Annotated in this window: 22 protein-coding genes; 14 read left to right on the top strand and 8 right to left on the bottom strand. The window is 58.6% G+C overall.

The genetic code is table 11. The annotated features are described in order from the left end of the window. Positions 1-61 precede the first annotated feature (61 nt). Positions 62-1,165 (top strand): phosphoribosylaminoimidazolesuccinocarboxamide synthase, encoded by a 1,104-nt coding sequence (locus OKB77_RS20055; RefSeq protein WP_041202349.1) that lies wholly within the window; start codon positions 62-64, stop codon positions 1,163-1,165. A 127-nt stretch (positions 1,166-1,292) separates the two neighbouring features. On the opposite strand, the gene OKB77_RS20050 is transcribed toward OKB77_RS20055, so the two are convergent. Further along, positions 1,293-1,895, bottom strand: coding sequence for a short chain dehydrogenase (locus OKB77_RS20050; RefSeq protein WP_265776333.1), 603 nt, complete (start codon positions 1,893-1,895; stop codon positions 1,293-1,295). 97 nt (positions 1,896-1,992) lie between these two features. On the opposite strand from OKB77_RS20050, the gene OKB77_RS20045 reads away from it, so the two are divergent. From OKB77_RS20045 to OKB77_RS20030, 4 genes are all read left to right on the top strand, one after another. Further along, positions 1,993-2,892, top strand: a complete 900-nt coding sequence (locus tag OKB77_RS20045) for a LysR family transcriptional regulator (protein ID WP_265776354.1) — start codon at positions 1,993-1,995, stop codon at positions 2,890-2,892. Positions 2,893-2,963: 71 nt separating this feature from the next. Then, positions 2,964-3,605: a DUF2057 domain-containing protein gene (locus OKB77_RS20040; RefSeq protein WP_270818268.1), complete on the top strand. Its 642-nt coding sequence runs from the start codon at positions 2,964-2,966 to the stop codon at positions 3,603-3,605. A 73-nt stretch (positions 3,606-3,678) separates the two neighbouring features. Further along, on the top strand, positions 3,679-4,125 hold the full coding sequence (locus OKB77_RS20035; protein ID WP_216959273.1) for an HIT domain-containing protein: 447 nt from the start codon (positions 3,679-3,681) through the stop codon (positions 4,123-4,125). 89 nt (positions 4,126-4,214) lie between these two features. Continuing rightward, positions 4,215-4,913 (top strand): DUF3334 family protein, encoded by a 699-nt coding sequence (locus OKB77_RS20030; RefSeq protein WP_265776334.1) that lies wholly within the window; start codon positions 4,215-4,217, stop codon positions 4,911-4,913. A gap of 67 nt (positions 4,914-4,980) precedes the next feature. Here the strand turns inward: OKB77_RS20030 and OKB77_RS20025 are convergent, their stop codons facing one another. Continuing rightward, complete coding sequence (locus OKB77_RS20025; protein ID WP_139462017.1) at positions 4,981-5,979, bottom strand: DUF2860 family protein; 999 nt, start codon at positions 5,977-5,979, stop codon at positions 4,981-4,983. A gap of 206 nt (positions 5,980-6,185) precedes the next feature. Here OKB77_RS20025 and arcB point away from each other — a divergent pair, with 206 nt between their 5' ends. The 6 genes from arcB to OKB77_RS19995 all read left to right on the top strand — a co-directional run bounded on the left by arcB (position 6,186) and on the right by OKB77_RS19995 (position 18,106). Then, positions 6,186-8,498 carry an aerobic respiration two-component sensor histidine kinase ArcB gene (gene arcB / locus OKB77_RS20020; RefSeq protein ID WP_265776335.1) on the top strand — a complete coding sequence of 771 codons (2,313 nt, stop codon included), beginning with the start codon at positions 6,186-6,188 and terminating at the stop codon, positions 8,496-8,498. A 51-nt stretch (positions 8,499-8,549) separates the two neighbouring features. Continuing rightward, a complete protein-coding gene (dgt, locus tag OKB77_RS20015; RefSeq protein ID WP_265776336.1) occupies positions 8,550-9,914 on the top strand; it encodes a dGTPase in 1,365 nt (454 codons plus the stop codon). A gap of 315 nt (positions 9,915-10,229) precedes the next feature. Further along, positions 10,230-10,433, top strand: coding sequence for a hypothetical protein (locus OKB77_RS20010; RefSeq protein WP_005349248.1), 204 nt, complete (start codon positions 10,230-10,232; stop codon positions 10,431-10,433). 223 nt (positions 10,434-10,656) lie between these two features. Then, positions 10,657-14,898: an ATP-binding protein gene (locus OKB77_RS20005; protein ID WP_270818262.1), complete on the top strand. Its 4,242-nt coding sequence runs from the start codon at positions 10,657-10,659 to the stop codon at positions 14,896-14,898. Next, positions 14,879-16,090: an EAL domain-containing response regulator gene (locus tag OKB77_RS20000; RefSeq protein ID WP_265776338.1), complete on the top strand. Its 1,212-nt coding sequence runs from the start codon at positions 14,879-14,881 to the stop codon at positions 16,088-16,090. Before OKB77_RS20005 ends, OKB77_RS20000 begins: the two co-directional genes overlap by 20 nt. 39 nt (positions 16,091-16,129) lie before the next feature. Next, positions 16,130-18,106 carry a HAMP domain-containing methyl-accepting chemotaxis protein gene (locus tag OKB77_RS19995; protein ID WP_265776339.1) on the top strand — a complete coding sequence of 659 codons (1,977 nt, stop codon included), beginning with the start codon at positions 16,130-16,132 and terminating at the stop codon, positions 18,104-18,106. A gap of 59 nt (positions 18,107-18,165) precedes the next feature. Here OKB77_RS19995 and rfaH read toward each other — a convergent pair whose 3' ends face one another. The 4 genes from rfaH to metN form a co-directional block, all read right to left on the bottom strand. Then, positions 18,166-18,666, bottom strand: a complete 501-nt coding sequence (gene rfaH, locus OKB77_RS19990; RefSeq protein WP_005339074.1) for a transcription/translation regulatory transformer protein RfaH — start codon at positions 18,664-18,666, stop codon at positions 18,166-18,168. Positions 18,667-18,762: 96 nt separating this feature from the next. Beyond that, positions 18,763-19,563, bottom strand: coding sequence for a methionine ABC transporter substrate-binding lipoprotein MetQ (metQ, locus tag OKB77_RS19985; RefSeq protein ID WP_005339072.1), 801 nt, complete (start codon positions 19,561-19,563; stop codon positions 18,763-18,765). A 25-nt stretch (positions 19,564-19,588) separates the two neighbouring features. After that, positions 19,589-20,242 carry a methionine ABC transporter permease gene (locus OKB77_RS19980; protein WP_005339070.1) on the bottom strand — a complete coding sequence of 218 codons (654 nt, stop codon included), beginning with the start codon at positions 20,240-20,242 and terminating at the stop codon, positions 19,589-19,591. Further along, positions 20,223-21,266, bottom strand: coding sequence for a methionine ABC transporter ATP-binding protein MetN (metN, locus tag OKB77_RS19975; protein WP_265776340.1), 1,044 nt, complete (start codon positions 21,264-21,266; stop codon positions 20,223-20,225). Before metN ends, OKB77_RS19980 begins: the two co-directional genes overlap by 20 nt. A 505-nt stretch (positions 21,267-21,771) precedes the next feature. Here metN and OKB77_RS19970 point away from each other — a divergent pair. Next, a complete protein-coding gene (locus tag OKB77_RS19970; protein ID WP_164537645.1) occupies positions 21,772-22,227 on the top strand; it encodes a hypothetical protein in 456 nt (151 codons plus the stop codon). 104 nt (positions 22,228-22,331) lie between these two features. Here the strand turns inward: OKB77_RS19970 and ppgK are convergent, their stop codons facing one another. Then, positions 22,332-23,072, bottom strand: coding sequence for a polyphosphate--glucose phosphotransferase (gene ppgK / locus OKB77_RS19965; protein ID WP_005339062.1), 741 nt, complete (start codon positions 23,070-23,072; stop codon positions 22,332-22,334). A gap of 111 nt (positions 23,073-23,183) precedes the next feature. Continuing rightward, a complete protein-coding gene (queG, locus tag OKB77_RS19960) occupies positions 23,184-24,338 on the bottom strand; it encodes a tRNA epoxyqueuosine(34) reductase QueG (protein WP_064338721.1) in 1,155 nt (384 codons plus the stop codon). A gap of 60 nt (positions 24,339-24,398) precedes the next feature. On the opposite strand from queG, the gene OKB77_RS19955 reads away from it, so the two are divergent. Beyond that, on the top strand, positions 24,399-25,910 hold the full coding sequence (locus tag OKB77_RS19955) for an NAD(P)H-hydrate dehydratase (protein ID WP_199415549.1): 1,512 nt from the start codon (positions 24,399-24,401) through the stop codon (positions 25,908-25,910). Between the two features lie 10 nt (positions 25,911-25,920). Next, positions 25,921-26,394 (top strand): tRNA (adenosine(37)-N6)-threonylcarbamoyltransferase complex ATPase subunit type 1 TsaE, encoded by a 474-nt coding sequence (gene tsaE / locus OKB77_RS19950; protein ID WP_005339056.1) that lies wholly within the window; start codon positions 25,921-25,923, stop codon positions 26,392-26,394. Positions 26,395-26,396: the final 2 nt, after the last annotated feature.

The following is a 26,396-nucleotide window of genomic DNA, read 5'->3' as shown; positions in this document are numbered from 1 at the left end:
AGAGCACGCAGGTGAGGAACTCGCGATGTTTACCCCCCACAAACAGGAAGTGTTATTAGCCATGAGTCTTGCAGATCAAGTATTGGCGGTGAATGACGATTTGCCGATCCGTACCGATAAACCTGTCCATTCCGGCAAAGTGCGCAGCGTCTACTGGTTGACCCCCGAAGACAGTGCCCGGCTCATAAAAGAGAAAGGCTATGATGTGCCGGCCGATGCGCCCCTCGCCCTCATGGTGATCAGCGATCGCATCTCGGCCTTCGATTGCATCTGGCAAGGTGTGGATGGCCTGAACGGCGTGCCGGGCAAAGGGGCGGCGCTCAACGCCATCTCCAGCCACTGGTTCAAGCTGTTCAAGGAGAAGGGACTGGCCGACAGCCACATTCTGGATATTCCGCACCCCTTCGTCTGGATTGTGCAAAAAGCCCGTCCGGTGATGATCGAGGCGATTGCCCGCCAATACATCACCGGCTCCATGTGGCGTGCCTACAAGGATGGCGAGCGCGAGTTCTGCGGCATCACCCTGCCGGAAGGGCTGAACAAGGATCAGAAACTGCCGGAAATTCTCATCACTCCGTCCACCAAGGGCGTGCTGAAAGGGCTGGATGGCGTGCCGGAAGCCGATGACGTCAACGTCTCCCGTGCCGATATCGAGCGCCATTATAAGGGCTTTAACTTCAGCAAACCGGCCGACATCGACCGCTACGAAGTGCTGCTCAAAGAGGGCTTCAACGTCATCAGCGACGCGCTGGCCGGGCTGGATCAGATCTTCGTCGATACCAAGTTCGAGTTTGGTTACGTCCACGATGCGGCGGGCAACGAGAAGCTGATCTACATGGATGAAGTGGGCACCCCCGACAGCTCCCGTATCTGGGATGGCGCGGCCCTGCGCGACGGTCAGATCGTCGAGAAGTCGAAAGAGGGTTTCCGTCAGTGGCTGCTCAACCACTTCCCGGATCCGGACATCCTGCTCAACAAGAACCGCATGCCGGAACGTTTCGCCCTGGCCCGCGACAACAAGCTGCCGACCGAAGTGATGATGGATATCTCCAACACCTACGTCGGGATCGCCGAGAAGATCATCGGCCACAAGCTGGCGCGTTCTGCCAATCCCAAGCAGGAGATCATCGAGGTGCTGCGCGATCAGTACGGTCTGATCGACTAAGGGTTGCTCTCTTTTTTGTCGACCAGAAACAAACGTTTGCTGTTGGCGACGTAGATAGGCCGATAAACAGACGGGCCCCATTGCGGGGCCCGTTTTTATTGCTGGTCTGGCGGCAAGCGAGCTGCGCTCAGCCGTTCACTCTGAACACCTGACCGGTCTGGATGCCCAACACCGACTTCTTGTAGGCCTGCGCTACCTTGGCGGCAGGCACCGGCACGAACCCCGGGAAGAAGTCAGCGTATTTGTCCATCGACTCCGCCAGCACGGTGGGGCTCACCACGTTGATGCGAAGGCCTCTGGGCAGCTCGCAGGCGGCCGCTTTCACAAAGTGATCGATGGCGCCGTTGACTGTGCTGGCGCTCACGCCCCAGTTGATCGGCTCTTCGCTCAGGATGCCGCTGATCAGGGTGATGGAACCTTTGTCGCTCAGGTGGGGGATAGCGGCACGGGTCAGGTTGATCTGGCCCATCAGCTTGCTCTCCAGTCCCACCTGCCACTGCTCGTCGGTCATCTCGGTCAGGCCGTTGAAGGCCACGCTGCCGCTGGCCACCACCAATGCATCAAACTGGCCTACTTGGGCAAACAGCGCCTTGATGGAGGCGGGATCGCGCATATCGACCGTGGCATCACCACGGCTGTGGCCGACCCGGATCACCTGATGATCTTTGGCAAGCAGTTCACTGACCGCGGAGCCGACGGTGCCGGAGGCACCCACAATCACAATTTTCATCTGCATCACTCCTGGTTGGGATGTGTTGATTCTAGCGCAACAGAAAATGCGAAAAAGCGCGTAAAATAAACCCATTGTTTCCATATTGGAGCTAATGATGGATATCGCCCATCTGGCCAGCTTTTACGAAGTGGTGCTGCGCGGCAGTTTCTCGGCTGCTGCCGATACGCTGGGGGTCAGCAAGGGGATGCTGAGCCGCCATGTCAGCGCGCTGGAGACCTCCCTCAATGCACAACTGTTGCAGCGCACCACCCGCCGCCTCAGTCTGACCGAGGCGGGCAAGACCCTCTATCAGCAGGCGGGGGAGATCTTCGCGCTGGCTCGGCAGGCGGAGCAGGATATTCAGGCTCTGACCGAAGAGGATTGCGGACGACTGCGCTTTACCTGCCCGGTCAGCACCGGCGATCGCATGGTGAGCGAACTGCTGACCAGCTTTGCCGCGCTCTGCCCGGGAGTGGAGGTGGAACTCAATTTCACCAACCAGATGGTCGACATGAGTCAGGGAGAAAACGACATCGCCCTGCGCGCCATGAGCGAGGTGCCGGACAATCTGGTGGCCCTGCCGCTGGGGCGGCTCAAGGATGTGGTGGTGGCCAGCCCCGCGCTGGTGGCGCGAGAGGGGTATCCTGCCACTCCCTATGAGCTGAGCGGGCGCAGCTGCCTGTTGCAGGGGCACAATCCGGCCTGGGAGCAGTGGCACTTTATCCGTGAGGGGGAGGAGGCCCACATTCTGGTGCAGGGCAAGGTGCGAGCCAACCACTACAGCACAGTGTTGCAACTGGCGCGCGCCGGTATGGGCTATGCCAAGTGCCCGCTGATGCTGGTGGAATCGCTGCTGACGGCGGGAGAGCTGGTGACCGTGCTCGACGAGTGGCAGAGCGGGCTGCATCAGCTCCATGTACTGCATGCCCAGCAGCGGCGGGTGCCGCGCAAGATCCGGCTGTTCAAGCAGGTGCTGGCCCAGTGGTTTGCCGAGCGGCCCCACTACCTGTTCTGAGCGGCGTTATTTTTCTGTCATCTTCGGCTGCTACCCTGCGCCCATAATCGGCATCAGGAAGATCAGCGGGAATGAAGAGCAATAGAGGGTTGACCGGGTTTGTGCTGCTCTGTGCAGTGTTGGGGGCCGGCAGTGTACAGGCCATGGTGGAAGTGAAGGTGCCGGAGAATTTCCGCATCCTCGCGGTGAGCAACGGCACCTTGCAGGATGAGCAGCATGCCACCCTGGCGGATGGCGAACAGCAACTGCTGGTGCGTTTCGAGGGGGTGATCCCCAGCCGCAGCAGCAGCGAGAATGATCGGCAGGTACGCTCCGAGCCGCAGGTGGTGCGCTATCAGGGCAGCAATCAGCATTTGCAGCTGACGGCCAGCGTACCGGGAGACGAGCGGGGGATGCAGGCGTATGCCAAGGCTCCTGTGGTGACGTTGCAGGAGAATGGCCGCGCGCTTGCCATCCAGCAGGATGCGCTGGTGACCAGCGGCATGCTGCTCGGGGTGGATTGGAACGGCAAACTGGCTGAATACAACCGCAGAGGCGGCAAGGCAGCGCTGACGGCGGGAGCAATATCCGCACAGCCAACTGCCACGATCGCCAGCGGGGCGAAACCCGTTGTGGTTGCCAGCGAGCTGGAAGGGCAGTTGCAGCAGCTGTTCCTCAAGGCAGACCCGGCCCTGCGCAAGCGCTTTATCGGTTGGGCCGTGCCGCAGCTTTAAGTTTGTCGCCCGTTGCAGTAACGTGGACACTCCTTTTTCAGGCGCTCTGTTCATCGTACTCAACGAGGTTTTCATGTTTGAATTGCATTCACGCCTGCAGGCAGATACCCGGTGGCTCGGGGATCTGCCCCTCTGCCGTGTCTTGCTGTCCAAAGACAGCCAGTATCCCTGGCTGATCCTGGTACCGCGAGTAGCCAACCTGCGGGAAATTCACCATCTGGCGCCGGAGCAGCAGCAACAGCTGATTCAGGAGTCCTGCGCTGTCGCCAACCTGATGGAACAGGCCCTCAGCCCGGACAAGATCAACATCGGAGCGCTCGGCAATCTGGTGCCGCAACTCCATCTTCACCATGTCGCCCGCTTTGCGACGGATCGCGCCTGGCCCGGCCCCATATGGGGCGCTCATCCGGTCGTGCCTTATGAGCCACAAGTTTTGGCCCTGCAGGCCGATATATGGCGTGCCCGGCTCGCCAAGCTGAGTGGTTTCATCCCTGTGGCTGCTGATAACGGAGTCAACTGAGAGGCGTGTCGCTATTTCAGTCTCCAGGCCGCGCCATCTGTTAGAGTTATGGTATAGATAAGCCCATTTTCGATGTTCAGGAAGGTCCCATGATAGTGACAAGATCCGATGACGATGCCGTATTGACCACAGAGGATGTGCTGCTCAGCCTGTGCAACTCGGTGACGGACGTTTTGAGTGCCGCGACCATGAGTCAGGTGCGGTTTTCCGGCATGGTGCAGCGGATCAGCAAGACCTGCCTCAAGCCGGATATCGGCTGCTTCGTGCTGTTCGATGGCGGTTTTTCCGGTCTGGTGGTGATCAACTTCTCCGCTGCCGCCGCCATGGAGCTGTACGAGAGCTATATGCTGAGCATGGGGCTCTCCAAGGAGGATCTCGCCATCTCCCACACCTCTGACGAGGTGAGCAACGTGATGGGCGAGCTGATGAACCAGATCGTCGGCAGCTTTACCGTCAAGGTGGGCCGGGATCTGCAGACCCACATCACCCAGAACCAGCCGAAGATGCTGGCCCTCAACAAGCAGGTGATGCTGAGCGTCGATACCAATCTCGACAGCCCGGAGTCCCGCCGCGTCACCTTCTTCACCGCCCGCAACAACATCTTCTATCTGGAGCTGGCGATGGACAAAACCGAGTTCATCCGCATCCACAATGAGGGGATGGAGCATGAAGAGCTGGATCCCGATGCGCTGATCGCCCAGGCCAAGCAGGATGCCGCCAAGCCGGCTCAGGCTGCGGTCCCGGTCGCCAACGATCACGACGATCTGCTCGACTCTCTGGGTATTTGAGGCAAATGCCGGATAGCAACAAGGCCACCTTCGGGTGGCCTTGTTGTATCGGTGCGAACAACCGTTGTTAGAAGTTGTAGAGCAGGCCGGTGTTCAACATCACGGATTCAGAATCGTAGAAGTTGATGTCGGAATCGGACTTGGCGTAGCCAGCGGTAAAGGTTGCCGAGAGCGGCGCGATACCAAACAAGCGGTGCCAGAAGAAGGTGCCGGTCAGGGCAAACTCGTCGGAGTCGGCGTTTTGGCCAAAGATCGGGTTGGCCTCATCATATTTTGTCTGGCCCAGATAGGCGTTGCTGACGAAAGACCACTGGGAAGCGCGCATGCCGTAGGTCAACTGGAGGCCGTTGCTCTTGTAGCTCTGGGCGCTGCCATCCAGATCGGCTTGGCGGTAGATAAAGGCTGGCTCCAGCATCTGACCGGGTGCCAGCTGCCATTTGTAGGAGAGGTCGAGGGCGTGGATCTTGCCGTTTCGATCCAGCTTGGTTGCATAGTTTGTCTGGTTATCCTTATCGTATTGCTGGCCGCTGCGCTCCTCATCCACCTCGATATTGCGGGTGGTCAGGCTGCCATTGAAGTTGCTACCCCAGATGCTGTCCCAGGCGAAGCGAACCCCTTTTGACTTGATATCGGTCGACTGGCGATCAACGCCTACAGCGAAGGGATCGCTCCACTGCTCGGTCGGCATGGCATTAAAGACCACGGAGCCAGCTACGATGCCCTTGTCGCTCATCTCCTGACGGATACCGAGCTGCTGGGTGAAGTCGAAACGGATGGCATCCTGGATCAGGTTACCGAGGAAGACCTGGGTGCGGGTATCGGCAAAGGTGTAGCGGATATCGGCGTTGAGCAGCGGGGCAACGGCAGAGCTGCTCTCGGCACTGCCCAGTCCGCTCAGGCGGCGGTTTTCATCATCACCACTATAAAAATTCGATTCGTAATTGATGACACTGACCCCGCCAAGCAGGAAACCGGACCAGCCAGACTCCTTGGGAATTTCACCCAAATCAGCATAAGCACTATTTGCGACCAGCAGGCCCAGGCCCAGCAAGGTGGTGTTGCGCATCGGATAACTCCTAAATTAAATGGTGGTGAATTTTTTCGGCCGGTGAGTATAAAGAAAAAACCTTAATGGCAACTGACTCAATATTGCCAATTATCCTAACCCACTCATTTCATTCGGCGAATCGTTAATTAATTGTGCGAGATTAAGAAGAGTTCACTCGGTTGTGCTGGTATTCTGTACCGCGAATATCGGGGGAAAACAATAAGATGAAACAGATTAAATCCTGGGCGCAATATTATGTCGATCTGATGACCAAGCTGGGACTGGTGCGCTTCAGCATGTTCCTGGCGGCGGGCATTATCGTGCTGGCGGTCGCCATCCAGATGGGGGTGACCCTGTTCCTGCGCGGCAATATCGATGTGATCGACTTCGTTCGCTCGGTCTTCTTTGGCCTGCTGGTGACCCCCTGGGCGGTCTATTTTCTCTCCATCGTGGTGGATCAGCTGGAGGATTCCCGTCAACGACTGAGCCGGATGGTGCGCAAGCTGCAAGATATGCGCGAGCGGGATCTGGAGCTCAATACCCAGCTGCAGGAGAACATCAGTCGCCTCAACGCCCAGATTGCCGAGACCAACCGAGCCGAGAGCCTGCGTCTGCAGGCTATCGAGGATCTCGAGAACGAGGTGTTCCAGCGAGAGAAAGCCCAGCTTCATCTGGGGGAGCGTACTGCCCTGCTGCGCTCCTTTATCGACTGCTCCCCCGATCTGGTCTACTACCGCAACGAGGATGAGCAGTTTTCCGGTTGCAACCGCGCCATGGAGGAGCTGACTGGCAAGGTGGAGGCCGAGCTGATCGGTCTGACCCCGTTCGATGTCTACAAGCAGGAGATTGCCAACAAGGTGGTGGAGACCGACAAGCAGGTCTTTGCCAGCAACGAGCCGCTCACCTACGAGCAGTGGCTGGAGTATCCCGATGGCCGCAAGGCTTACTTCGAGTTGCGCAAGGTGCCCTTCTTCGACCGCTTCGGCAAGCGACTCGGGCTGCTCGGTTTTGGCCGTGACATCACCGAGCGCAAGCAGTACCAGGACAAGCTGGAGAAGGCGAGCCGCGACAAGACCACCTTCATCTCGACCATCAGTCACGAGCTGCGTACTCCGCTCAACGGCATCGTGGGCTTAAGCCGGATGCTGATGGACACCCCCCTCGATCCCAAGCAGCATCAGCAGCTCAAGACCATTCACCTGAGTGCGGTGACCCTTGGCAATATTTTCAACGATATCATCGATTTGGACAAACTGGATCGCCGTCGCCTCGAAATTGCGCCGACCCGTATCGACCTGCCCGCCTTCCTCGACGAGCTGGAGACCCTGTCGCGCATTCAGGCGGAGCAGAAGGGGCTCTATCTCCATTTCGATCGCGATGGCGACATGCCGCAATTTGTGATGGCTGACGGTACCCGCCTGCGTCAGGTGCTGTGGAATCTGGTGGGCAACGCGGTCAAGTTTACCGATGAGGGGGGAGTCACCGTGCGTTGTCTCTCCCATTCCGCCGATGAGCCGGGCAAGCTGGCCCTGCACTTCGAGGTGGAGGATACCGGCATCGGCATCCCGCGCGCCCAGCAGGAGAAGATCTTCGCCATGTACTATCAGGTGCAGGGCAAGAAGCACGCCACCGGCACCGGCATTGGCCTCGCGGTCTCCCGTCAGCTGGTGCAGGCGATGGGCGGCCAGCTCTATGTGGACAGCGATCCGGGCGAAGGTTCCTGCTTTACCGCCGAGCTGGAGGTAGCTTGCGCCGAGCCTGTGTTGCCAGAGCAGGAGGAGGAGATGCCCTCCCTCGATATCCTGCTGGTGGAGGATGTGGAGCTTAACGTGACGGTGGCCTGCGCCCTGCTGGGCAAGCTGGGTCATCAGGTGCAGGTGGCACGGGACGGCACCCAGGCGTTGGCGATGGCCAACCCGGATGATTTCGACCTCATTTTGCTCGATATCCAGCTGCCGGACATGACCGGCTTCGATGTGGCGAAAACCCTGCTGGAGCGTTATGGCGACAGCCTGCCACCCATGGTGGCGCTCACCGCCAACTCCACCGGCGATCGCCAGTACTACCGGGATCACGGCATGCAGGATGTCATTAACAAGCCGCTTGGCTCCAAAGCGGTGCGGGAGGTGATTGGTCACCTGTTTGCCGATCTGGCCGAGGATGAAGCGGACGAGCAGGCTGATGCGGGTAATCAGGATGCCCTGCTGGATATCCCCTTCCTCACCGATTACGCCGATACCGTGGGAAAGCAGGTGCTGCTCTCCAGCGTTGATCTGTTCGAGAAGATGATGCCGGACTACATGGCAGTGCTCGACTCCAATATGATCGCCCGGGATCAAGCGGGGGTGGTGGAAGAGGCACACAAGATAAAAGGGGCGGCAGGCTCCATTGGCCTGCGTCGACTGCAGCAGACGGCCCAGCTGATCCAGAGCCCGGATCACCCCGCCTGGTGGGAAAACGTGGAAGACTGGATTGAGACGCTGCGCCGCGAATATCCCGGCGATATCGCCCGTCTGCGGCGCTGGTTGCTGTCTTGAGGCTGGAGGTTGTCTTGAGTCTGATGGAAGCTGCTGGCAAGGAGCTGCGAGATGTATAGCCGTTTGATTACCCCTGCGCGCATCCACCCTTGGGGAGACGAGGATCTGCTGGAGGCGACCGAGCAGGATCGCGCCCGTATCGTGCAGGCGGCACCGGTACGCCGGTTGCAGCAGAAGACCCAGGTCTTTCCGCTCGATGTGAAGGCCTCGGTGCGCAGCCGCCTCACCCACTCGCTGGAGGTGCAGGAGACCGGTCGCCAGATCAGCCGTCGTATTCTGGCCGCCTTGCCAGTCGGGATGGTCTGCGAAGGGGCCTTTATCAATCTGGTGGAGATGTCCTGCCTGCTTCATGACGTGGGCAACCCGCCGTTTGGCCACTTTGGCGAGCAGGTGATGAGCCAGTGGCTCGGCGAGATGCTGGATCCCCTCTATCAGCAGGCGCTGGCGCAGCCCCCCTCGACCCAGTGGGCTGAGCTGCGTCAGGATCTGCAACTGTTTGATGGCAACGCCCAGAGCTTGCGGCTGGTGCACAGTCTGCACGAGCTCAATCTGACGCTCGGGCAACTGGCGGCGCTCTGCAAATACCCGCAGCAGCCGCAACCCGGGGTGAGCTATGGCCAACATCATGGCTGGAGCAGCAAGCGGGGTATCTTCTTTAGCGAGCAGCCGCTCTACCGGGCCCTCGGTCAGAGCCTGGGATTGGCCCCCGGCTGCCGTCATCCGCTGGTTTACATCATGGAGGCGGCCGATGACATCTCCTACTGCATCGCCGATCTGGAAGATGCGGTAGATCGGAGGATCCTGACTCAGGGTGAACTGCTGGCGGCGCTGCGAGCTGCTGACCAGAGTGACTACATGGGCACCTTGCTGGATGACGCGCTTGCCAGTGGTCGGGGCTTTTTCCCCCATTTTCGCCAGCAACTGACCCGGGATCTGGTGGCGCTGGCGGCACAAAGCTATGTCAGCGAACATCAGGCCATTTTGCAGGGATCCTATCCGCAAGCGCTGCTGCACGGTCAGGCGCCGGCGGCGCGGGTGCTCGATATCCTCAAACGGGTGGCCCGCGAGCTGGTCTTTATGCGCCCCGAGGTGGAAGCGCTTGAGCTGGAGGGGTATGCGGCGCTGCGCGGGGTGCTGACCAGTTATGCCTGCCTGTTGTCGCTGCCAGCGCCACAGTTTGCCCGTCTGCTGGCCGGGGAGGGGAGTCAGACGCTTTTCTTTGCGCGCCGCCTCTATCACCGTCTCTCGGCCCGCCATCTCAAGGCCTATCGATTGGCGATCGCCACCCCGGATCCGCGCTTTGCCTGCCAGAACGAGCAGGAGTGGTATTACCGGGTGCGGCTGCTGCTCGATTATGTCAGCGGCATGACGGATACCTATGTACTGGAAGAGTACCGGCTACTCTCGGGGATCTGATGCCCCAAGCTCCCTGTCGGGCAGCATAAAATGCCGTAAAAACGTTTAAAAAGGAGTCGCAAGAGGCTTGTTTTAAATTCGGATATTTTTTAGACTTCTGCAACCTGTTCAACTTTTATCCGGTAAGGAGACGAATATGCAACATCTGATGCTTAATATTGCATTCTCTCGCGGCACTGCGTGCGGCGTGAAATCTCGTGCTCTTTTACCGCGTGGCGTAAACAGGTAACCCCTGTCTTTTTATCACCCGCGGTTCGTCCCGCAGGGTGATATCCACTTTCTCCGGGAGAACCGCATGTTCAACTGGAGAATGTCATGTCTATCGAACTGGTTTTACTGCGCAGTGTTGAATCCCTGGTCCAGAGAAGGATTGCCCGGGTCGAGCGTCGTCTCGTGCAGGTCAATCTGTCGCCCGCCCTGCTCAGGGATATCGGGCTGGAAGGATATCAGGGTCAAATCGCCCTCGTTCGCGAGCGGGAGTATCAAACCGGCTTCCGCCTCGGGAATCGAATAACCTGATCGCGAAGGGGAGAATAAGATCCCCCTCGCTAGTGAAATGGCAGGCTGCATGCTTGCCATTTTTCCATCTTATGGTTGATTCCAGGTTCACATGTTGGTGACTCAGTATTATCCTCTCCGCCCTCTTTGTAACAGCTGTGATTGTTTTCTCGCCTTGCGTCGTCAGGATCTGCAAGATTAGAGGTGGCAGCCCTATCTGTTTTACTCATCAGGACAAGACCTTATGCCACTCCTTCGTCAGCTTTTTCTTCCCATTTTGCTGTTGTTTTCAGGCATGTTGGCTGTTGCGGCTCCCCAGCCGCAAGATGAGAGCACAAGTAACGAAATCTCCGCACAAAAGGAGCTGCTGGTCGGGGTACCCCGTGGTGGTTATCCCCCTTTCATCTATCAACTCCCCAACCAGCGTTATGCCGGTCCACTCAAGGAGTTGGCCTCGCGCATTGCAGCCGAAATGGGCGTGTCCCTGCGCTATATCTCCTACAACTCCTACGTAGATGCCCAGATTGCTCTCCAAGGCGGCCAGATCGATGCATTAATCGGAGTCGAACGTAATGCTCTTGAGCTGAAGGGGATAAACCATATCGGCAGTATCGGTTCATTTGCCCGCTCCATTTTAATGCATACTCCGGATCAGCAATTGACCCTGGAGCAGGCGCGCAAGTTACGCTGGGTCTGTATTCGCGGGTTTGGCAGTTGTAATGAATTGGCTCGTTTGGGGATCTCTGATGTAACTGAGCTGGAGAGCCGCACTGAGGCGACCTATATGGTCAAGCTGGGCGCTGTCGATGCATATCTTGAGTTGGGTCCAATTGTTACCCTTAAGATGGAGAGAATGCCAGCATCAATGGGGGTTGTCGCTCCTGGGTGGCTTTCTGGCAGCACGCTGACGATGGCGACCAGCTCCCGCCAGCCAGAACTGAGTGAGAAGCTTTGGCAGGCATATCAACGGATACCCGTTGCAGACTCACGACTAAGGTTGCATCAGGAAGATGAGCGCGCCAACGCTGGTCTGTTGTTGGAACCAGATGAGGCTAGTTGGCTGAAGCAGAGAAACAAGGTGATCAAGTTCGCCGTTGCCCCCGGATTTGCCGGCATCAGCGAAATCGATGACGAAGGTGAATTGCATGGCTATACGGCAGACCTGATGAAGTTATTGAGTCTGCGCTCCGGAATCCGCTTTGAGCTGGTGTCGACAAATACCTGGCAGGAGTCACTTAAACTGCTGAAACAGCATAAAGTGGACCTTATTCTCTTGATGACACCGCTCAAGGATCGTCAGTCCTTTGCCTCTTTTACCTCCTCCTATCTGAAGTTCGACAGCTATGTCGTAGCCAGACACGGTGCTCGTCCGCTGAAGTCGTTGGTCGAGCTGAAAGGGCGTCTGATTGGTGGTGTGACGGGCTCTTACGAAGCCTCTCTCATTCACGCGCTGGGCGCCAATATTATCGAAGTAGGCAAAGATGCCGATTTACTGACCTTGCTTGATACTGGGCGAGCCGAATATGTGCTGTTGACCATGACCAATCTGGGACAGCAGGCGATGAAGGGTTTCAATGATAAGTATCAGGTAGTGCTGAGTTCCCCCGAATTTTCCGTACCTATCAGTATGGCCGTCGATAATGCTCAGCCCGAGTTGCTCCACATCATGGACAAGTTGTTGCTGACCATAACGGATGAGGAGTGGCAACTGCTGGAACGACGCTGGCTCAATGTGTCGGTCAATATCGAGTCTGATTACACCCTGATTTACAAATGGTTGGCCATAGGGGGGGGCGCCTTGCTCGTCAGCGGTTTGCTGGTGATGTTCTGGGCTCGCAGTTTGCGTCGCCAGATTGCGCAGCGCAAAATCGCAGAGGACAAGCTGAACGAACAGTTGCTGTTTGTGCAGACCTTGCTCAACTCACTGCCAACCATGGTGGCGCTACGTGATAGCGAGCAGCGGATCACCTTGTGCAATCAGGCCTACCGCGATGCTTTCCTTGGTGCTGGCAGTAGCAGTGAGGAGCTGCAAAACATGCCAGAGACTCTCAGAAACAGTGTGTTGGAAGAAGAGCGTTTGGTGTGGCAGACCGGACAGGATCTGGAGGGTGCAGGCAGTAACCTGCGAGCTGATGGTACGCCCTGCCATGTTATCTATGCCAAACGCCCTTATCGCGATCCCGATGGCAATATGCTGGGGGTGTTGACAGTATTGACCGATGTCAGCCGGATCAAGGAGGCGGAGGAGCGCGCCCGTCAGGCTGAAAATCGCCTTACCCAGATTACCGACAGCATGCCTGGGGTGGTCTATCAGTATTTGTGGCAAGGACCCGGCAAGGGGCGGTTTTTGTATGCTTCTCAGGGGGCCAGCGAGATCCTCGGGGCTTCCCGGCAGGAGCTGTTCAATGCCGAATCGGGTGGTGAGGTGTTCGGCTTTACCGAAGAGGCGCTGCAGGATTTTGTCAGTAAGGTGGCCAATCATGCCGAGACTCTGGCTCCCCTCGACCTGGAGGTCAAGGTGGAGCGACCTGATGGAGATCGCTATCTGCAAGTGCGTGGCAACTTTGTCAGACAGGAGCAGCAGGCACTGATCCTTAACGGGGTGATTCAGGACATCACTGCCCTCAAGCAACAGGAATATGAGCTGCGCGAAGCTCGCGCCTATGCCGAGCAGGCGATGCAGGCTCGCAGCCGCTTTTTGGCAACCATGAGCCATGAACTACGAACACCCATCTCAGGCATGCATGGCATGCTCGAATTGCTGCAAATGAGCGAGCTTAACGACGACCAGCGTTTTATGGTGCGCAATGTGGTCACCTCGACCAATAACCTGCTCTATCTGGTCAATGACATCCTCGATTTCTCCAAGATAGAAGCGGGTCAGTTGCAGTTGAATTACCAGAGCAGCCGGTTGCAAACGGTGATCTGCGATGCCATTCGTGGCCATGCGACACTGGCTCATAACAAGGGGCTCCACGTGGTGCTGGAGTGGGAGCATCATGTGCCGGATTGGGCCGACATCGATGGGGTGCGTATTGGTCAGGTCATCTCAAACCTGCTCAACAATGCGGTGAAGTTTACCGAACAAGGGGGTATTACTATCCGGGTCAGCTATCTGAGTGAGCAACTGACCATCAGTGTCAGTGACACCGGTATCGGGATTGCCGAAGAGAAGCAGGCGCTGCTGTTCACGCCTTTTGAGCAGGTGGAGTCAGATATCAACCGTCGTTTTGGTGGCACCGGACTGGGGTTGGCAATCTGTGAGCAGCTGGTATGCAAAATGGGGGGGGCACTGACACTGACCAGCAAGGCAGGAGAGGGCTCCTGCTTCCGCTTCACCGTGCCGCTAACCAATCCGCAGTGGGATCCCCCTGCTCTGGCAGACACAGAATGGTGGTTTTTCAGCGATGACACCAACCTCGAAGCGGCCATGGTGCGGCAGGGGGCCAAGCTCAGGTACTTGGGGGCCAGTGAGCTCAGTCGCTCACTGGAAGGGTTGCTGTTGGCCGATCAACGGTGGCTTGAGCAAGCGCTGGGGGGGGAATGGCAAAGCTGGCTGCAACACTCTGCGCTGAAGGGGATCATAGCGTCACCCGATGAGGCGTTACGGGGTCGAATTGGTGAACAGAAATGGTGGCGCCTGGGTCTATCTCCTCTCTATCCGGATCTTCTGCTGGAGAGCTGCCACGAATTGCTACAGGAGCGGGTCACACCAATCCTCCCTGCGCTTGCAGAGAAGCTGGGTGGCAAAGTATTGGTGGCCGATGATCATCCGGTCAATCGTGCCTTGTTGGCACGGCAGTTGGCCATTCTTGGTATCGAGGCTCAGGTTGTGGAAGATGGCGAGAAGGCTCTGCGGGCCTGGCAGGGACAGCAATTCTCCCTGCTGTTGACTGATTGCCATATGCCGGTGATGGATGGTTATGCTCTGACCAAGGCGCTGCGGGCTGCGGGAGTGACGGCCCCCATCATAGGGGTAACGGCAGATACGTCGGAAGAGGCGAGTGCTCGTATGGTAGAGGCTGGCATGAGTGACATGTTACTGAAGCCCTACCCGCTGGATATCTTGCGCCAGATGCTGGCCCATTGGCTGGCAGAGAAGACGCCAACCAGAAGCGCGGTTGCGCCCGTTGTTGGGGCTACAGGCATGCAGGCTGAGCGCTGGTTGGCGCTGTTTGGTGACGAGCTGACCGCGCGAGCCATGGCGGTGGAGTATCTCGATTCCAACCGGCAGGATGGCGAGGCCATGATGGCAGCGCTTATTTGTCATGATGCCAGCGCTTTGGTAGAGACAGCCCACCGGATCAAGGGGGCTGCCCGAATGGTCGGGTTGGAGGAGCTTGCCAGCCAGGCTGCCATGCTGGAATCGGCAGCGCGATTGAAGCGGCTCGACGAGCTCGACGATCTGGTCAGCACAGTGCAGAGGTTGATGACGGCGATTGCCCACGACATTGGATTATGGCTCGATGAAAAAAGCACAACATGAGTTGGTCATCATGGTCGTGGAAGACCATGGATTTCAGCGCAAGGCGCTGCTGCACCAGATCCGCAGCCTGGGTTACCAGAATCTGCTGGAAGCGGTTGATGGTATCGAGGCGTTGGCGCTTAGCCAGCAACACAACGTCGATATCCTGTTTTGCGATCTGCGAATGCCCGGAATGGATGGCATGGCGCTGTTGCGCCGCCTGTCGCTGGGTGGTTTTCAGGGCGGCATTATCCTCTCCAGCGCGCTTGAGGGGGATGTGGTCGAAGCCGTATTGCGTATGAGTACCGCTTATGGCCTGCAGGTGCTCGGTCGCATAGAGAAACCCCCAACGCCGCAGCAGCTCCAGCGGCTTATCCAGGCTTGGTCACCCCGGCAGGAACCCCTCAGGGAGGAAGAGGGGCACAGAATAGGACTCGATGAGTTGCGTCGGGCGATCGAACAAGATCAACTGCTGCCCTGGTATCAGCCCAAGGTGAGTTTTGCATCCGGCGAATGGGTCGGGATGGAGGCGTTGGCTCGCTGGCAACACCCCGAGTTTGGCCTGATCCCGCCCGGGCGTTTTATTTCACTGGCGGAGAGCAACGGGCTTATCGATCCGTTGACCGAGGTGATCATCAGCAAATCTCTGAGTGATGGTCATTTATGGGAGGAAACCGGGTTGTCACTCAATCTGTCGATGAACCTCTCCACCACCTCACTCATTGAAGGGGATCTTTGCAACTTATTGATTGATCAGTGCAAGCGCTGGAGTATCAATCCGGAGCTTATCACTCTGGAGGTGACCGAGAGCGCATTCGTGCAGGATCTGGGCAAATCTCTGGAGGTGCTGACCCGGCTAAGGATGCATGGCTTTGGCCTCTCCATCGATGATTTTGGTACCGGCTACTCCTCGATGCAGCAGCTGGCACTGTTGCCGTTCACCGAACTCAAGCTGGATCGCTCTTTCGTCGATCGCTGCCATGCCGATCCGTCACGTTTGGCTATCATCGAGTCCAGTATCGAGTTGGCCCGCAAGCTGGGGCTGAAGTCGGTGGCGGAAGGGGTAGAGGATGAGGCAACCTGGCGAGTGCTGGCCCAACTCGGTTGCGACCTCTGTCAGGGATTTTTCTCTGCCCGCCCTATGCCGCGCAGTGAATTGGCTAATTGGCACCGGACTTGGCAAGATAGATTGCCTACACTGATATCTATCTGATTCTGTTGGCTGGATCCCTCCGTTTGAACAAGGATGTTCATGAAAATCTCAAGCAAGTTGCTGCTCAGCTTCGGTTTTATCAACCTGCTGATCCTGCTCTCCTCCACGCTGGTCTATTACCGGCTGACCCAGATCAATCAGGCCCAACACACCCTGCTGGAGCAGGCGCTGCCCGCCTTGCAGCGGGATGAGGCGAGCCAGAAGGCGCTGGTGGCCACCGTTTCTGCCCTGCGTGGATATCTGATCCTCGGCAAGGATCCGGCTCAGGCCTCCCGCCTCAAGCAGGAGTGGGAGTCGGCCTGGCAGGCCATTGCCCATCAGGCCTTCAGTCCGACGCTCGCCAAGTCTCTCGAGACCTTCAAAAGCCATCAGGAGAAGGTGTGGACTATCGCCCAGAGCGAAGAGAATCTGCCCGCTCACACCCTGATGTTGCAGGAGGCGGGGCCGCTGGCGGAGGCGGCGCTCGATCAGTTGCAATCCTTTGCCAATGAAGAAGTTGGCACTCCGCAGGATCAACTCTCCGGCGATCGCCGCATGCTGCTCAAACAGGTGGGGGATGCCTACAACAGCCTCGCCAATTCCCTCTCCGCACTGCGGGATTTTCTTATCTCAGGCGATCCCGAATACCGCAGCAAATATCAGGATTACTTCCAGTTTCATCAGCAGCGGGTGGCTGAGGTGAAACAGCAAGCCGCGCTCTTTACCGACACCCAGCAGAGCCTCTGGCAGCTGTTTGAAGAGATGGCGACCCCCTTCTCCGAGCTGGTGGGGCAGGTGATCGAGAAGCGCCAGGCGCCGGATTGGGATCAGGCAAACTACCTGATGGCCACCGACATCGAGCCGATGCAGTCCAGCCTCAGCGAGCAGCTGGTCCAGCAGGTGGAGAAAACCCGCGCCGAGGTGGAGCTGATTTCGGCGCAGATGACCGGAGCCGGGAGGGCTATCAACCAGACACTGCTGTTGGCTACCGGCAGCGCCATCGTGCTTGGCATGGTGGTCGCATGGCTCTTTAGTCACCGTCTGACCCGTGACATTACCTGTCTGGTGACCCGGGCGGGGCAGGTTGCGGATGGCCGGCTGGCGGCCGAGCCCTTGCCAATCACAGGGCAGGATGAGTTGGGAGAATTGACCGGTTCCATCAACCGGATGTCTGCCCAGTTACATCATCTGGTCGGGGAGTTGCAGGGGGCTGTGGGGCAGGTCGAGGTGGCCTGTCTCGATGTGGGCAGCACTACCAGAGCCATAGTGGCGGATCTGACGGAGCAGGATCAGCGGGTCGATGCGGTGGCGGCGGCTATCGATCAGATGTCGGTTAGCGCCCGTGATGTGGCTGGTAACATTGCCAGTGTGGCGGATGGTGCCCATCAGGTGCGGCAGCAGACCCGTCAGGGAGAGGCCGCGCTGGCACGAATGAGCGATACCATGCAGCAGATTGCCGCCATGATTGGACAGGCCAACGAAGCCATGAGGCTGCTGGAGCATCAGAGTGAACAGGTGGGGCAGATCACCGAGGTGATCGCCACTATAGCCGAGCAGACCAATCTGCTGGCACTCAATGCGGCGATAGAAGCGGCGCGGGCAGGCGAGCAGGGGCGTGGTTTTGCTGTGGTGGCCGATGAGGTTCGCCAGCTGGCAACCCGCACCCATCAATCCACCGCCGAGATCAGCCAGACTATTGCGGCCATCTCCCAGCAGACTCGCCAGACGGTGAGCACCGTCAGCAGCGGTACCCGGTTGGTAGAGCAAGGGCGGGATGCAGTCGGATTGGTGACCGATACCCTTAGTGCCATGAACCAGCTGGTGCAGTCGCTGTCGGGCCAGCTGGAGGCCATTTCTGTGGCAACCGAGCAGCAGTCGCGGGTGGCCGCCGAGGTATCCGGGACGGTCGACGACATTGCCGCGCTCAGTCGGCAATCCTGTCAGCGCAGTCAGCAGGGGGAGGAGATCGTAGCCAGACTGGCTGGTGATACCGGCAAGCTGAAGGCGGTCATCGCCCGCTTTGATCTTGATGCATGAGATGGCGGGATCATCCCGCCATTGCTATTGCCATTTACCGAGCCGTCTGGCCCGTGGGTTTAGTCCAGACGTCTGAAGGTGTGGTTGTCGAAGCTGCTGGTAGTCTCCCGGTTGAGCAGGCTGACCAGCAAAATCGCCCGTTTCTCTCCATCCGGCTCCATATAGATGGCTTCGAAGCCGGCAAGTGGCCCCTCTTCAATCAGCACCTTGTCGCCCGAGCAGGGCAGGCTGGCGTAGCTGGCTCTCGCCTCGTCGCTGTCATCGCGGCTCATCAGCTGATAGACCAGCTTGCTGCTGATGGGGGTCCATTCACTGCCAAAGTGGATGATTCTGCTGATGCCGCGGGTTGATTTCAGGGTGACCGGTGTCACCTCTTCCAAATCAACGAAGATAAACAGATAGTTGGGGAACATGGGTTCCCGTACCGGAACTCGCTTACCCCGGCGCAGCTTCTCGATCTCCACCATGGGGTAATAGGATTCGATACCCTGGGCATCGAGGTGGGCGCGGGCGCGGGCCTCTTCTTTTGGCTTGCAGTAGGCCAGATACCATTTTTTCATGTTATGAGTATGTTCGTGTTGCCGTGCTCGCGGATATGATAGCGGCGCCAATAAAAAAGGCCACGCATTGCGTGGCCTTTTTTGCCGAGTGAGCAATTACCAACCTTTTACCAGGCCACCTTTGAACAGCTCGAGACCTTTCTTGTAAACATCATCGGTCTGGAAAGCTTGTACGAACTGTTTGACCTTCTCGTCATCCTTGTTGTTGTCGCGGGCGACGATCAGGTTGACGTAGGGGGACTCTTTGTCCTCAACAAACAGGCCGTTCTCGGTCGGGGTCAGACCAATCTGACCGGCGAAGGTGTTGTTGATGATGGCCAAGTCCACGTCTTCCAGCGAGCGCGGCAGTTGGGCTGCTTCCAGTTCCACAATCTTGAAGTTACGCGGGTTGCTGGCGATATCCAGCACGGTGGCTTCCAGACCGGCGCCATCCTTCAGGGTGATCAGACCCTGTTTGGCCAGCAGGATCAGGGAGCGGCCCAGGTTGGTCGGATCGTTCGGTACCGCGATCTGGGCGCCATCTTGCAGTTCGCTCAGCGCCTTGATCTTCTTGGAGTAACCGGCAATCGGGTAGACGAAGGTGTTGCCAACCGGCACCAGCTTGAAGCCGCGATCACGCACTTGTGCATCCAGATAGGGTTTGTGCTGGAAAGCGTTGACGTCGATGCTCCCATCGTTAAGCGCCACGTTCGGGGTGACGTAGTCGGAGAAGTTGACCACCTCGACTGTCAGACCGTATTTCTCTTTGGCTACCTTGGCAGCCACTTCAACCAGTTCGGTCTCCGGGCCGGCAATAGCGCCCACTTTCAGAACCTTGCTCTCTTCTTTTTGACCGCAACCGGCCAGAACCAGACCAGCCAGCAGGGCAGCCGCAACGGATTTGATGCCAAATTTCATAAAACCTCCTGTCAGAAATCGACGATTAACGATGATCACATTTGTTGACCAGGCGCTCACCCGCGCTCTGGATAAGTTGAACCAGTACTACCAGGATAACCACGGTCACCAGCATGACGGTCGGGTCAAAGCGCTGATAACCATAACGAATACCCACATCTCCCAGACCGCCGCCACCGATGGCCCCGGCCATGGCCGAGTAGTTCACCAGAGTGACGAGGGTAATGGTGACACTGTTGAGGATGCCGGGCAGAGCCTCGGGCAGCAGCACCTTGGTGATAATTTGCAGCGGCTTGGCGCCCATCGCCTTGGCAGCTTCCAGCAGGCCGTCCGGTACTTCCATCAGGGCCCCTTCCACCAGACGGGCGATGAAGGGGATGCAACCGACAGTCAGCGGCACGATGGCAGCGATGGTGCCGATACTGGTGCCGACAATCAGCCGGGTCAGCGGAATAATCGCGACCAGCAGGATGATAAAGGGCACCGAGCGACCCACGTTGACCACCATACCCAGAGTACGGTTGAGCAAGGGGTTGGCCAGGATCTGGCCCGCCTTGGTCACATGCAGTGCCACGCCGAGCGGCAGACCCAGCAGGCAGCCGAACAGAGCGGAGGCAAACACCATGATCAGGGTGTCGCCCAGGGCCGTGATGAGCAGATTAATCATGGCTTCGGACATAACCCATTACCTCCAGCTGAATGTGGTTGTCGATAAGGAACTGCTGGGTCGCCTCGCACTGGGCCTCATCCCCGAACAGCTCGGCCAGCAGGAAACCGAATTTGACGCCTCCGGCGTATTCGATGTCTGCGCTAAGAATGCTGATGTCGATGTTGAAACGGCGGCTCGCCTCGGAAATCAGCGGCGTATCAACCGTGCTGCCGGTAAAGCCGAGCTTCACCAGCGGGTAGCTGCTCGGCACCCGCTCACTGCTCATCCGATCCTGATACTCCTGCGGTACCTCCAAATGGATGGTTGAGTGGATGAAGTCACGCGCCAGCTGGGTTTTGGCATTACTGAAGAACCAGGCCACTTCGCCCTGTTCGATCAGACGGCCGTCGCTGATGATGGCCACTTCGTCACAGATCCCTTTCACCACATCCATCTCGTGGGTGATGAGCAGGATGGTGAGCCCCAGCTTGACGTTGATCTCCTTGAGCAGGGTCAGGATCGAGCGGGTGGTCTGCGGGTCGAGGGCCGAGGTGGCCTCGTCGCAGAGCAGTACCTTGGGGGCCGGAGCCAGTGCGCGGGCAATGGCGACGCGCTGTTTCTGACCGCCGGAAAGCTCGGACGGATAGGCCTGGGCACGGGCTTCCAGCCCGACCAGTGCCAGCAGCTCGGCAACCCGTTGCTGGATCTTCTCTTTGCTCCAGCCCGCCAGCTCCAGCGGAAAGGCGATGTTGGCGGAGACGGTGCGGGAGGCAAGCAGGTTGAAGTGCTGAAAAATCATCCCGATCTGGCGGCGAGCCTGGGTCAGATCCCGTTCGTTCAGGGCGACCAGATCCTGGCCATCAACGATGACTTGACCCTCTGTCGGGCGCTCCAGCAGGTTGACACAACGAATGAGGGTACTCTTGCCGGCACCGGAGGCACCGATCACACCGAAAATTTTGCCTTGGGGTACATGCAGACTCACATCACGCAGGGCGTGCACGGCGTCACTGCCTGTACCGTAGACTTTGTTGAGACCGATCAACTTAATCATGGATTCTTCCGTGCTAACAGCCTTAAAGCACAGGGCGCTACAGGCGGGGAAATTGGGCAGAGGTTCCACTGGGTTACTCTGTCATCATGGAGGATGATGCTAAGATGTCTGGATGGCCATGTCAACGCATGTTTTTACGTCTAGACGTCTAAAAAACTGATAAGGATTTCTGTCAGGCGGATAACGATCAGGATGGTAGTGTTGCTCTGCCAGATCCTGTTTCGTCCCTGCGGCAGATAACCGAATTAAAGATGGTTTATATCGGGTATATGCTGGTTTTATTAGTGTGCCAGCCCGTTTCTGTTCACATCTGCTGTCGAGCTTAATGTTCCTCCATCGTTGCACAAATTGCTGCACAAATCGTTCCCTATTCGTGACAGGCTCACCTGGCGGCCACTTTGTCGGCGTCAACCTTGATGCAGCGCAAGGGGGGCTCGGATAGGGATTGGGTCGGTGGCGCCGGTTTTTTATACTGATGATGTCGACAAGCATGGAGGGCAGTGCGATGAGATTCCAACAGATCAAAGAGTTGCTGCACTATCTTGAACAGGTTCATCACCAGCTCGGGCTCTGTTACGGGCGTTTGACCAGTCAGGTGGACTGCGAACGCAGCCGGATGTTGCTGGTCTATCTGCAAGGGCGTGAGGATGCGGCCAGTGCCCATCTACACGAATATGCTGCTCAGCTGGGAGAGGCGGTCAGGGAGACCTGGCTGAACCAGAGTTTCAGCGAGGATATGCTGCCTGCCATTACCCGCTTCGAGCTGCCGGCATCAGTCCAGACCCAGGATATCGTCACTCAGGTATGCCGCTGGGAAGAGCAGCTGGTGGGCGAGCTGAGTCATCTGGCCCGGGAGTGCCCGACACCGGCCACCACCGCCTTGCTCGAGAATCTGGCCAGGCTGGAGCAGACCCGCCTGACCCGACTGGTGCACGGAGTGCACCGACTCGACGACATGTAGCGGGTGATAAGCGCCAAACTCGCAAGATGACGGCCAAACAAAAGGGCCCGGCAGCAGTGCCGGGCCCTTTCCATTGGTATCTGCTGACTTGCAGTGAGCGTCGGTCAGCCCTGCTGCTCGGCCGCGTAGAGGGCGGCCCCGATAATGCCCGCCTGATTGAGGCTGGCCGCCGGAATAAGCGGCGCCCGGGTCTCGATGCGATCGACAAACTTATCCAGCTTGGCTGCGCTGCCGCCCCCCAGAATGAAGAGGTCGGGGGAGAAGAGAAACTCGAGGCGTGCCAGATACTTGTTGAAACGCTTGCCCCAGCGGTTCCAGGAGAGATCTTCCCGTTTGCGCGCCGCATCGGAGCAGTAGTGCTCGGCGACCATTCCTTCCAGCATCAGATGGCCCAGCTCGGTGTTGGGCAGCAGATGGCCGTTGACGAAGATGGCGGTGCCGATACCGGTACCGACCGTGATGAGGATGATGACCCCCTTGCGATCCTTGCCGGCGCCAAAGCGCATCTCGGCCAGACCGGCTGCATCGGCATCATTCAGCACATAGCAGGGCTTGCCGGTGACATCGGCAAACAGATGCTCGGCATCGGTTTCGATCCAGCTCTTGTCGATGTTGGCGGCACTCTTGGCAACCCCGTTGTGGATGGTGGCAGGAAAACCGCAGCCCACCGGTCCTTTCCAGTCGAAGTGTTCGACCAGCGCCTTGAGGGTATGGGCGATGGCGGCCGGGGTGGCCGGTTGCGGTGTGGCAATGCGATGGCGCTCGCCAATCAATTCGCCGGTTTTGGTATCGACCAGACAGCCCTTGATCCCTGAGCCTCCAATATCCACTCCCAACATATGCATCTGTGTTGTCCTTGTTGTGTGCCGACCAGTTTGCAGTGACCATGCTGTTATGGGCACTGCAGGTCGGCAGAGCATGAAAAAAGTGCTGCAATCCGGCAAGGGGCAGATCACTTATGCGTGATCCGACAAACCTTTTTCGATGCAGCGGATCAGCAAACGGGTCTTCTTGTTCTCTTCATCCTGACGCCGGGCAAGGGTGGTCAGCGCCCATTCGATATGTTCGGCCACCATGGGCTCGGCGGTGGTCAGCCCCAGTTGCAGGGCGGCTATCACCTCGGGGGTCGCCGGGCCATTGCCAAGGGCGACCGCCAGATTGCGGCGCCAGCGTTGGTAGCCGATGCGGCGGATCGGGCTCCCCTCGGTCTGCTTGAGAAAATCGCTCTCGCTCCAGCACCACAGCGCCAGCAGGGGCGGGCGGTGCAGGCTGGGGCGGGGGCTAAAATCGGGTTCCGGGCTGGCATCTGCGTAGCGATTCCAGGGGCAGATAAGCTGGCAGTCGTCGCAGCCGTAGATGCGGTTGCCCATCAGGGGCCGGAACTCTTCCGGAATAGGGCCATCATTCTCGATGGTGAGATAGGAGATGCAGCGGCGGCCATCCACCACATAGGGGGCGACAATGGCGCCGGTCGGGCAGATGTTGATGCAGGCGACACACTTGCCGCACTGCTCCTTCTCCACGGGCTGGTCGAGCGGCAGCGGCAGGTTGAGCAACAGCTCACCGAGAAAGAAGAAGGAGCCAGCCGATTCGTTGAGCAGCAGTGAGTGTTTGCCAACCCAGCCGAGGCCCGCCTTGGCCGCCAGTGGCCGCTCGAGGATGGGGGCGGAGTCAACGAAGGGGCGCCACTCACCCAAGGTCTCTTCAGTGCCTTGAAACAGCTCGGCGCAGCGCGCTTCGATGCGATCACCCAGCTGTTTGAGCCGGTTGCGCAGCACCTTGTGGTAGTCACGGCCGAGAGCATAGCGGCTGATGTAGCCGAGGGTCGGATCGCGCAGGGTAGCGGCGAAGCCCGCCTCGAATGGCAGGTAGTTCATCCGCACCGACAACACCCGCACCGTGCCCGGCAACAGCTCGTGGGCGCGCGCGCGCATCATGCCGTGGCGCGCCATGTAATCCATGCTGCCGTGATAGCCCGCATCCAGCCAGGCCTGCAATCTCGGCTCTTCGATACGCAGATCGGTGTCGGTGATGCCCGCCTGGTCAAATCCTAGCTCTCGTGCCCAGAGCTTGATATCGTGAGCCAGCTGGTGGAAGTCAGGTGCGCTCATGCGGCTTGGCCTGGCCGGTGTTTGCTGGCGTGGGTCGATTGATAAGAGGCGGGAGCCGTCATGGTAGAGATCATCAGGGGCGCGTTGGGCACAAAAGAGGGGGGCAGTTTACCACAGGGGCTGTGGCAGACTGAACAGATCCGCGCACTGGAGCGCAACTGGGCCGCGCGTGAGGGGCAACCTCTCTATGCCCTGATGGAGCGAGCCGGTGCCGCGCTGCGCACCTATGCCACCCTGCATTGGCCCGACAGTCGCTGCTGGTGGATCTTCGTCGGCCCCGGTAATAACGGCGGTGATGGCTATGTGCTGGCCCGCCTTGCCCGCCAGATTGGCATCGAGGTGGTGGTGATTGCCGCCAGGGCACCCGACCAGCTGAAGGGGGATGCCAGACGGGCCGCCGATGAGTGGCTGGCGGCCGGTGGCCGGGTCTGGCTGGCCGAGCAATTTGATAAGGACCAGCACTCCACCCCGGATCTGGTGGTCGATGCCCTGCTTGGCACCGGCGTCAACACCTCCCTCTCGCCACTACTGACAAAGATCGTCGCAACAATCAATGGCTTGGCTGTGCCCGTGCTGGCGGTGGATCTCCCCTCCGGCCTCAACGGCGATACCGGCCGTGCCATGGGGTCCGTGGTGCAGGCTACTCGCACCCTCACCTTTATCGGTATCAAGCAAGGGATGCTCACCGGCGACGGGGTGGATTGTGTCGGTCAGCTCGATTGTGATCCCCTTGGCGTGACGCCTGATGACACTATGCTGCCCGCCGCCTGGCGTATCGATTATCCACTGCTCAGCACGCAGTTGACCCCGCGCCCGCGCGCTTCCCACAAGGGCTCTTATGGCAAGGTACTGCTGGTGGGGGGCAATCGCGGCATGCAGGGGGCCATCGTGCTGGCGGCCCGCGCCTGCCTGCGGGCGGGGGCCGGGCTGGTGCGGGTGTGTCAGCATCCGGATCATCCACCGGTCAGCCTCTATCAACCCGAACTGATGAGTCTCACTACCGCTGATGACGAGGGGTGGGCGTCGGTGCGGGTCATTGGCCCCGGGTTCGGTCAGGATGAGTGGGGAAGAGCACAAATCACCCGTTATCTCACCGAACGGCTGCCACTGGTTTTGGACGCCGATGGATTGAATTGGCTGGCGCAATCTCCCCGCCATCAGGATAATTGGGTGCTCACGCCCCATCCCGGTGAAGCTGCGCGCTTGCTGGGATGCTCCATTGCCGAGATTGAAACCGACCGGTTTGCCGCCGTGCAGGCGCTGCAGCGGCGTTATGGCGGTGTGGTGTTGTTAAAAGGGGCGGGAACACTTATTTATGACGGCGAGCGGGTCGCTCTCTGTTGTGAAGGCAATCCCGGCATGGCAAGTGGCGGCATGGGCGATCTGTTATCTGGTATAATCGCCGCCCTTTTGGCCCAGGGCTGGTCTGCCACCATGGCAAGCTGGCTGGGCGCCGTGATCCACGGCGAGGCTGCAGATCAGGCCGCCGCTGACGGCGAACGGGGCATGCTGGCGTCAGATCTGCTGCCGCTGATCCGCAAACTGGTTAATCCCGACACCATTACAAGTTAAAAAGAAGAACATGGCAAAACAGTTGATGATGACACTGCCGGACGAGGCAGCAACCGTGGCACTGGGTGGCCGTCTGGCACAGGCCTGCCAGCAGGCGACCACAGTGTTTTTGCATGGCACACTTGGCGCCGGTAAAACCACCCTGACCCGCGGCTGGGTGCAGGGCCTTGGCCATCAGGGCAAGGTAAAGAGCCCGACTTACACCCTGGTCGAACCCTATGAGCTCGATGGCTGGCAGGTCTACCATTTTGATCTCTATCGCCTGGCTGATCCGGAAGAGCTGGAATTCATGGGCATTCGGGACTATTTTGCCGCCAACACTCTCTGTCTGGTGGAGTGGTCCGAGAAGGGCGAGGGCTGGTTACCGGCTCCCGACCTGGAAATTACCCTCACCTATGTAGGCGAGCAGCGCGAGGTTCTGATAGAGGCTCGCACTGCTATTGGCGAAGCCATTCTGGAACGGTTGTCATCTACGTGCGCTTGATC

Origin of the sequence: Aeromonas sp. Y318-3 (assembly GCF_027706185.1) — a bacterium.
GTDB classification, from domain to species: Bacteria; Pseudomonadota; Gammaproteobacteria; order Enterobacterales; family Aeromonadaceae; genus Aeromonas; species Aeromonas veronii.
The sequence above is the reverse complement of the archived record's forward strand: the minus strand, read 5'-3'. Positions and strand labels throughout refer to the sequence as shown.

Bases quoted from the DNA above. Each gene is read 5' to 3' on its own strand.
- OKB77_RS20035 (WP_216959273.1), top strand. From the start codon at position 3,679: ATGTTTGAATTGCATTCACGCCTGCAGGCAGATACCCGGTGGCTCGGG.
- OKB77_RS20000 (WP_265776338.1), top strand. From the start codon at position 14,879: ATGAAAAAAGCACAACATGAGTTGGTCATCATGGTCGTGGAAGACCAT.
- tsaE (WP_005339056.1), top strand. From the start codon at position 25,921: ATGGCAAAACAGTTGATGATGACACTGCCGGACGAGGCAGCAACCGTG.
- ppgK (WP_005339062.1), bottom strand. From the start codon at position 23,072: ATGCATATGTTGGGAGTGGATATTGGAGGCTCAGGGATCAAGGGCTGT.
- OKB77_RS20055 (WP_041202349.1), top strand. From the start codon at position 62: ATGAGTCTTGCAGATCAAGTATTGGCGGTGAATGACGATTTGCCGATC.
- OKB77_RS19955 (WP_199415549.1), top strand. From the start codon at position 24,399: ATGGTAGAGATCATCAGGGGCGCGTTGGGCACAAAAGAGGGGGGCAGT.
- queG (WP_064338721.1), bottom strand. From the start codon at position 24,338: ATGAGCGCACCTGACTTCCACCAGCTGGCTCACGATATCAAGCTCTGG.
- rfaH (WP_005339074.1), bottom strand. From the start codon at position 18,666: ATGAAAAAATGGTATCTGGCCTACTGCAAGCCAAAAGAAGAGGCCCGC.
- metQ (WP_005339072.1), bottom strand. From the start codon at position 19,563: ATGAAATTTGGCATCAAATCCGTTGCGGCTGCCCTGCTGGCTGGTCTG.
- metN (WP_265776340.1), bottom strand. From the start codon at position 21,266: ATGATTAAGTTGATCGGTCTCAACAAAGTCTACGGTACAGGCAGTGAC.
- OKB77_RS20010 (WP_005349248.1), top strand. From the start codon at position 10,230: ATGTCTATCGAACTGGTTTTACTGCGCAGTGTTGAATCCCTGGTCCAG.
- OKB77_RS19970 (WP_164537645.1), top strand. From the start codon at position 21,772: ATGAGATTCCAACAGATCAAAGAGTTGCTGCACTATCTTGAACAGGTT.
- OKB77_RS20040 (WP_270818268.1), top strand. From the start codon at position 2,964: ATGAAGAGCAATAGAGGGTTGACCGGGTTTGTGCTGCTCTGTGCAGTG.
- OKB77_RS20045 (WP_265776354.1), top strand. From the start codon at position 1,993: ATGGATATCGCCCATCTGGCCAGCTTTTACGAAGTGGTGCTGCGCGGC.
- OKB77_RS20025 (WP_139462017.1), bottom strand. From the start codon at position 5,979: ATGCGCAACACCACCTTGCTGGGCCTGGGCCTGCTGGTCGCAAATAGT.
- OKB77_RS19980 (WP_005339070.1), bottom strand. From the start codon at position 20,242: ATGTCCGAAGCCATGATTAATCTGCTCATCACGGCCCTGGGCGACACC.
- OKB77_RS20005 (WP_270818262.1), top strand. From the start codon at position 10,657: ATGCCACTCCTTCGTCAGCTTTTTCTTCCCATTTTGCTGTTGTTTTCA.
- OKB77_RS20050 (WP_265776333.1), bottom strand. From the start codon at position 1,895: ATGAAAATTGTGATTGTGGGTGCCTCCGGCACCGTCGGCTCCGCGGTC.
- dgt (WP_265776336.1), top strand. From the start codon at position 8,550: ATGTATAGCCGTTTGATTACCCCTGCGCGCATCCACCCTTGGGGAGAC.
- arcB (WP_265776335.1), top strand. From the start codon at position 6,186: ATGAAACAGATTAAATCCTGGGCGCAATATTATGTCGATCTGATGACC.
- OKB77_RS19995 (WP_265776339.1), top strand. From the start codon at position 16,130: ATGAAAATCTCAAGCAAGTTGCTGCTCAGCTTCGGTTTTATCAACCTG.
- OKB77_RS20030 (WP_265776334.1), top strand. From the start codon at position 4,215: ATGATAGTGACAAGATCCGATGACGATGCCGTATTGACCACAGAGGAT.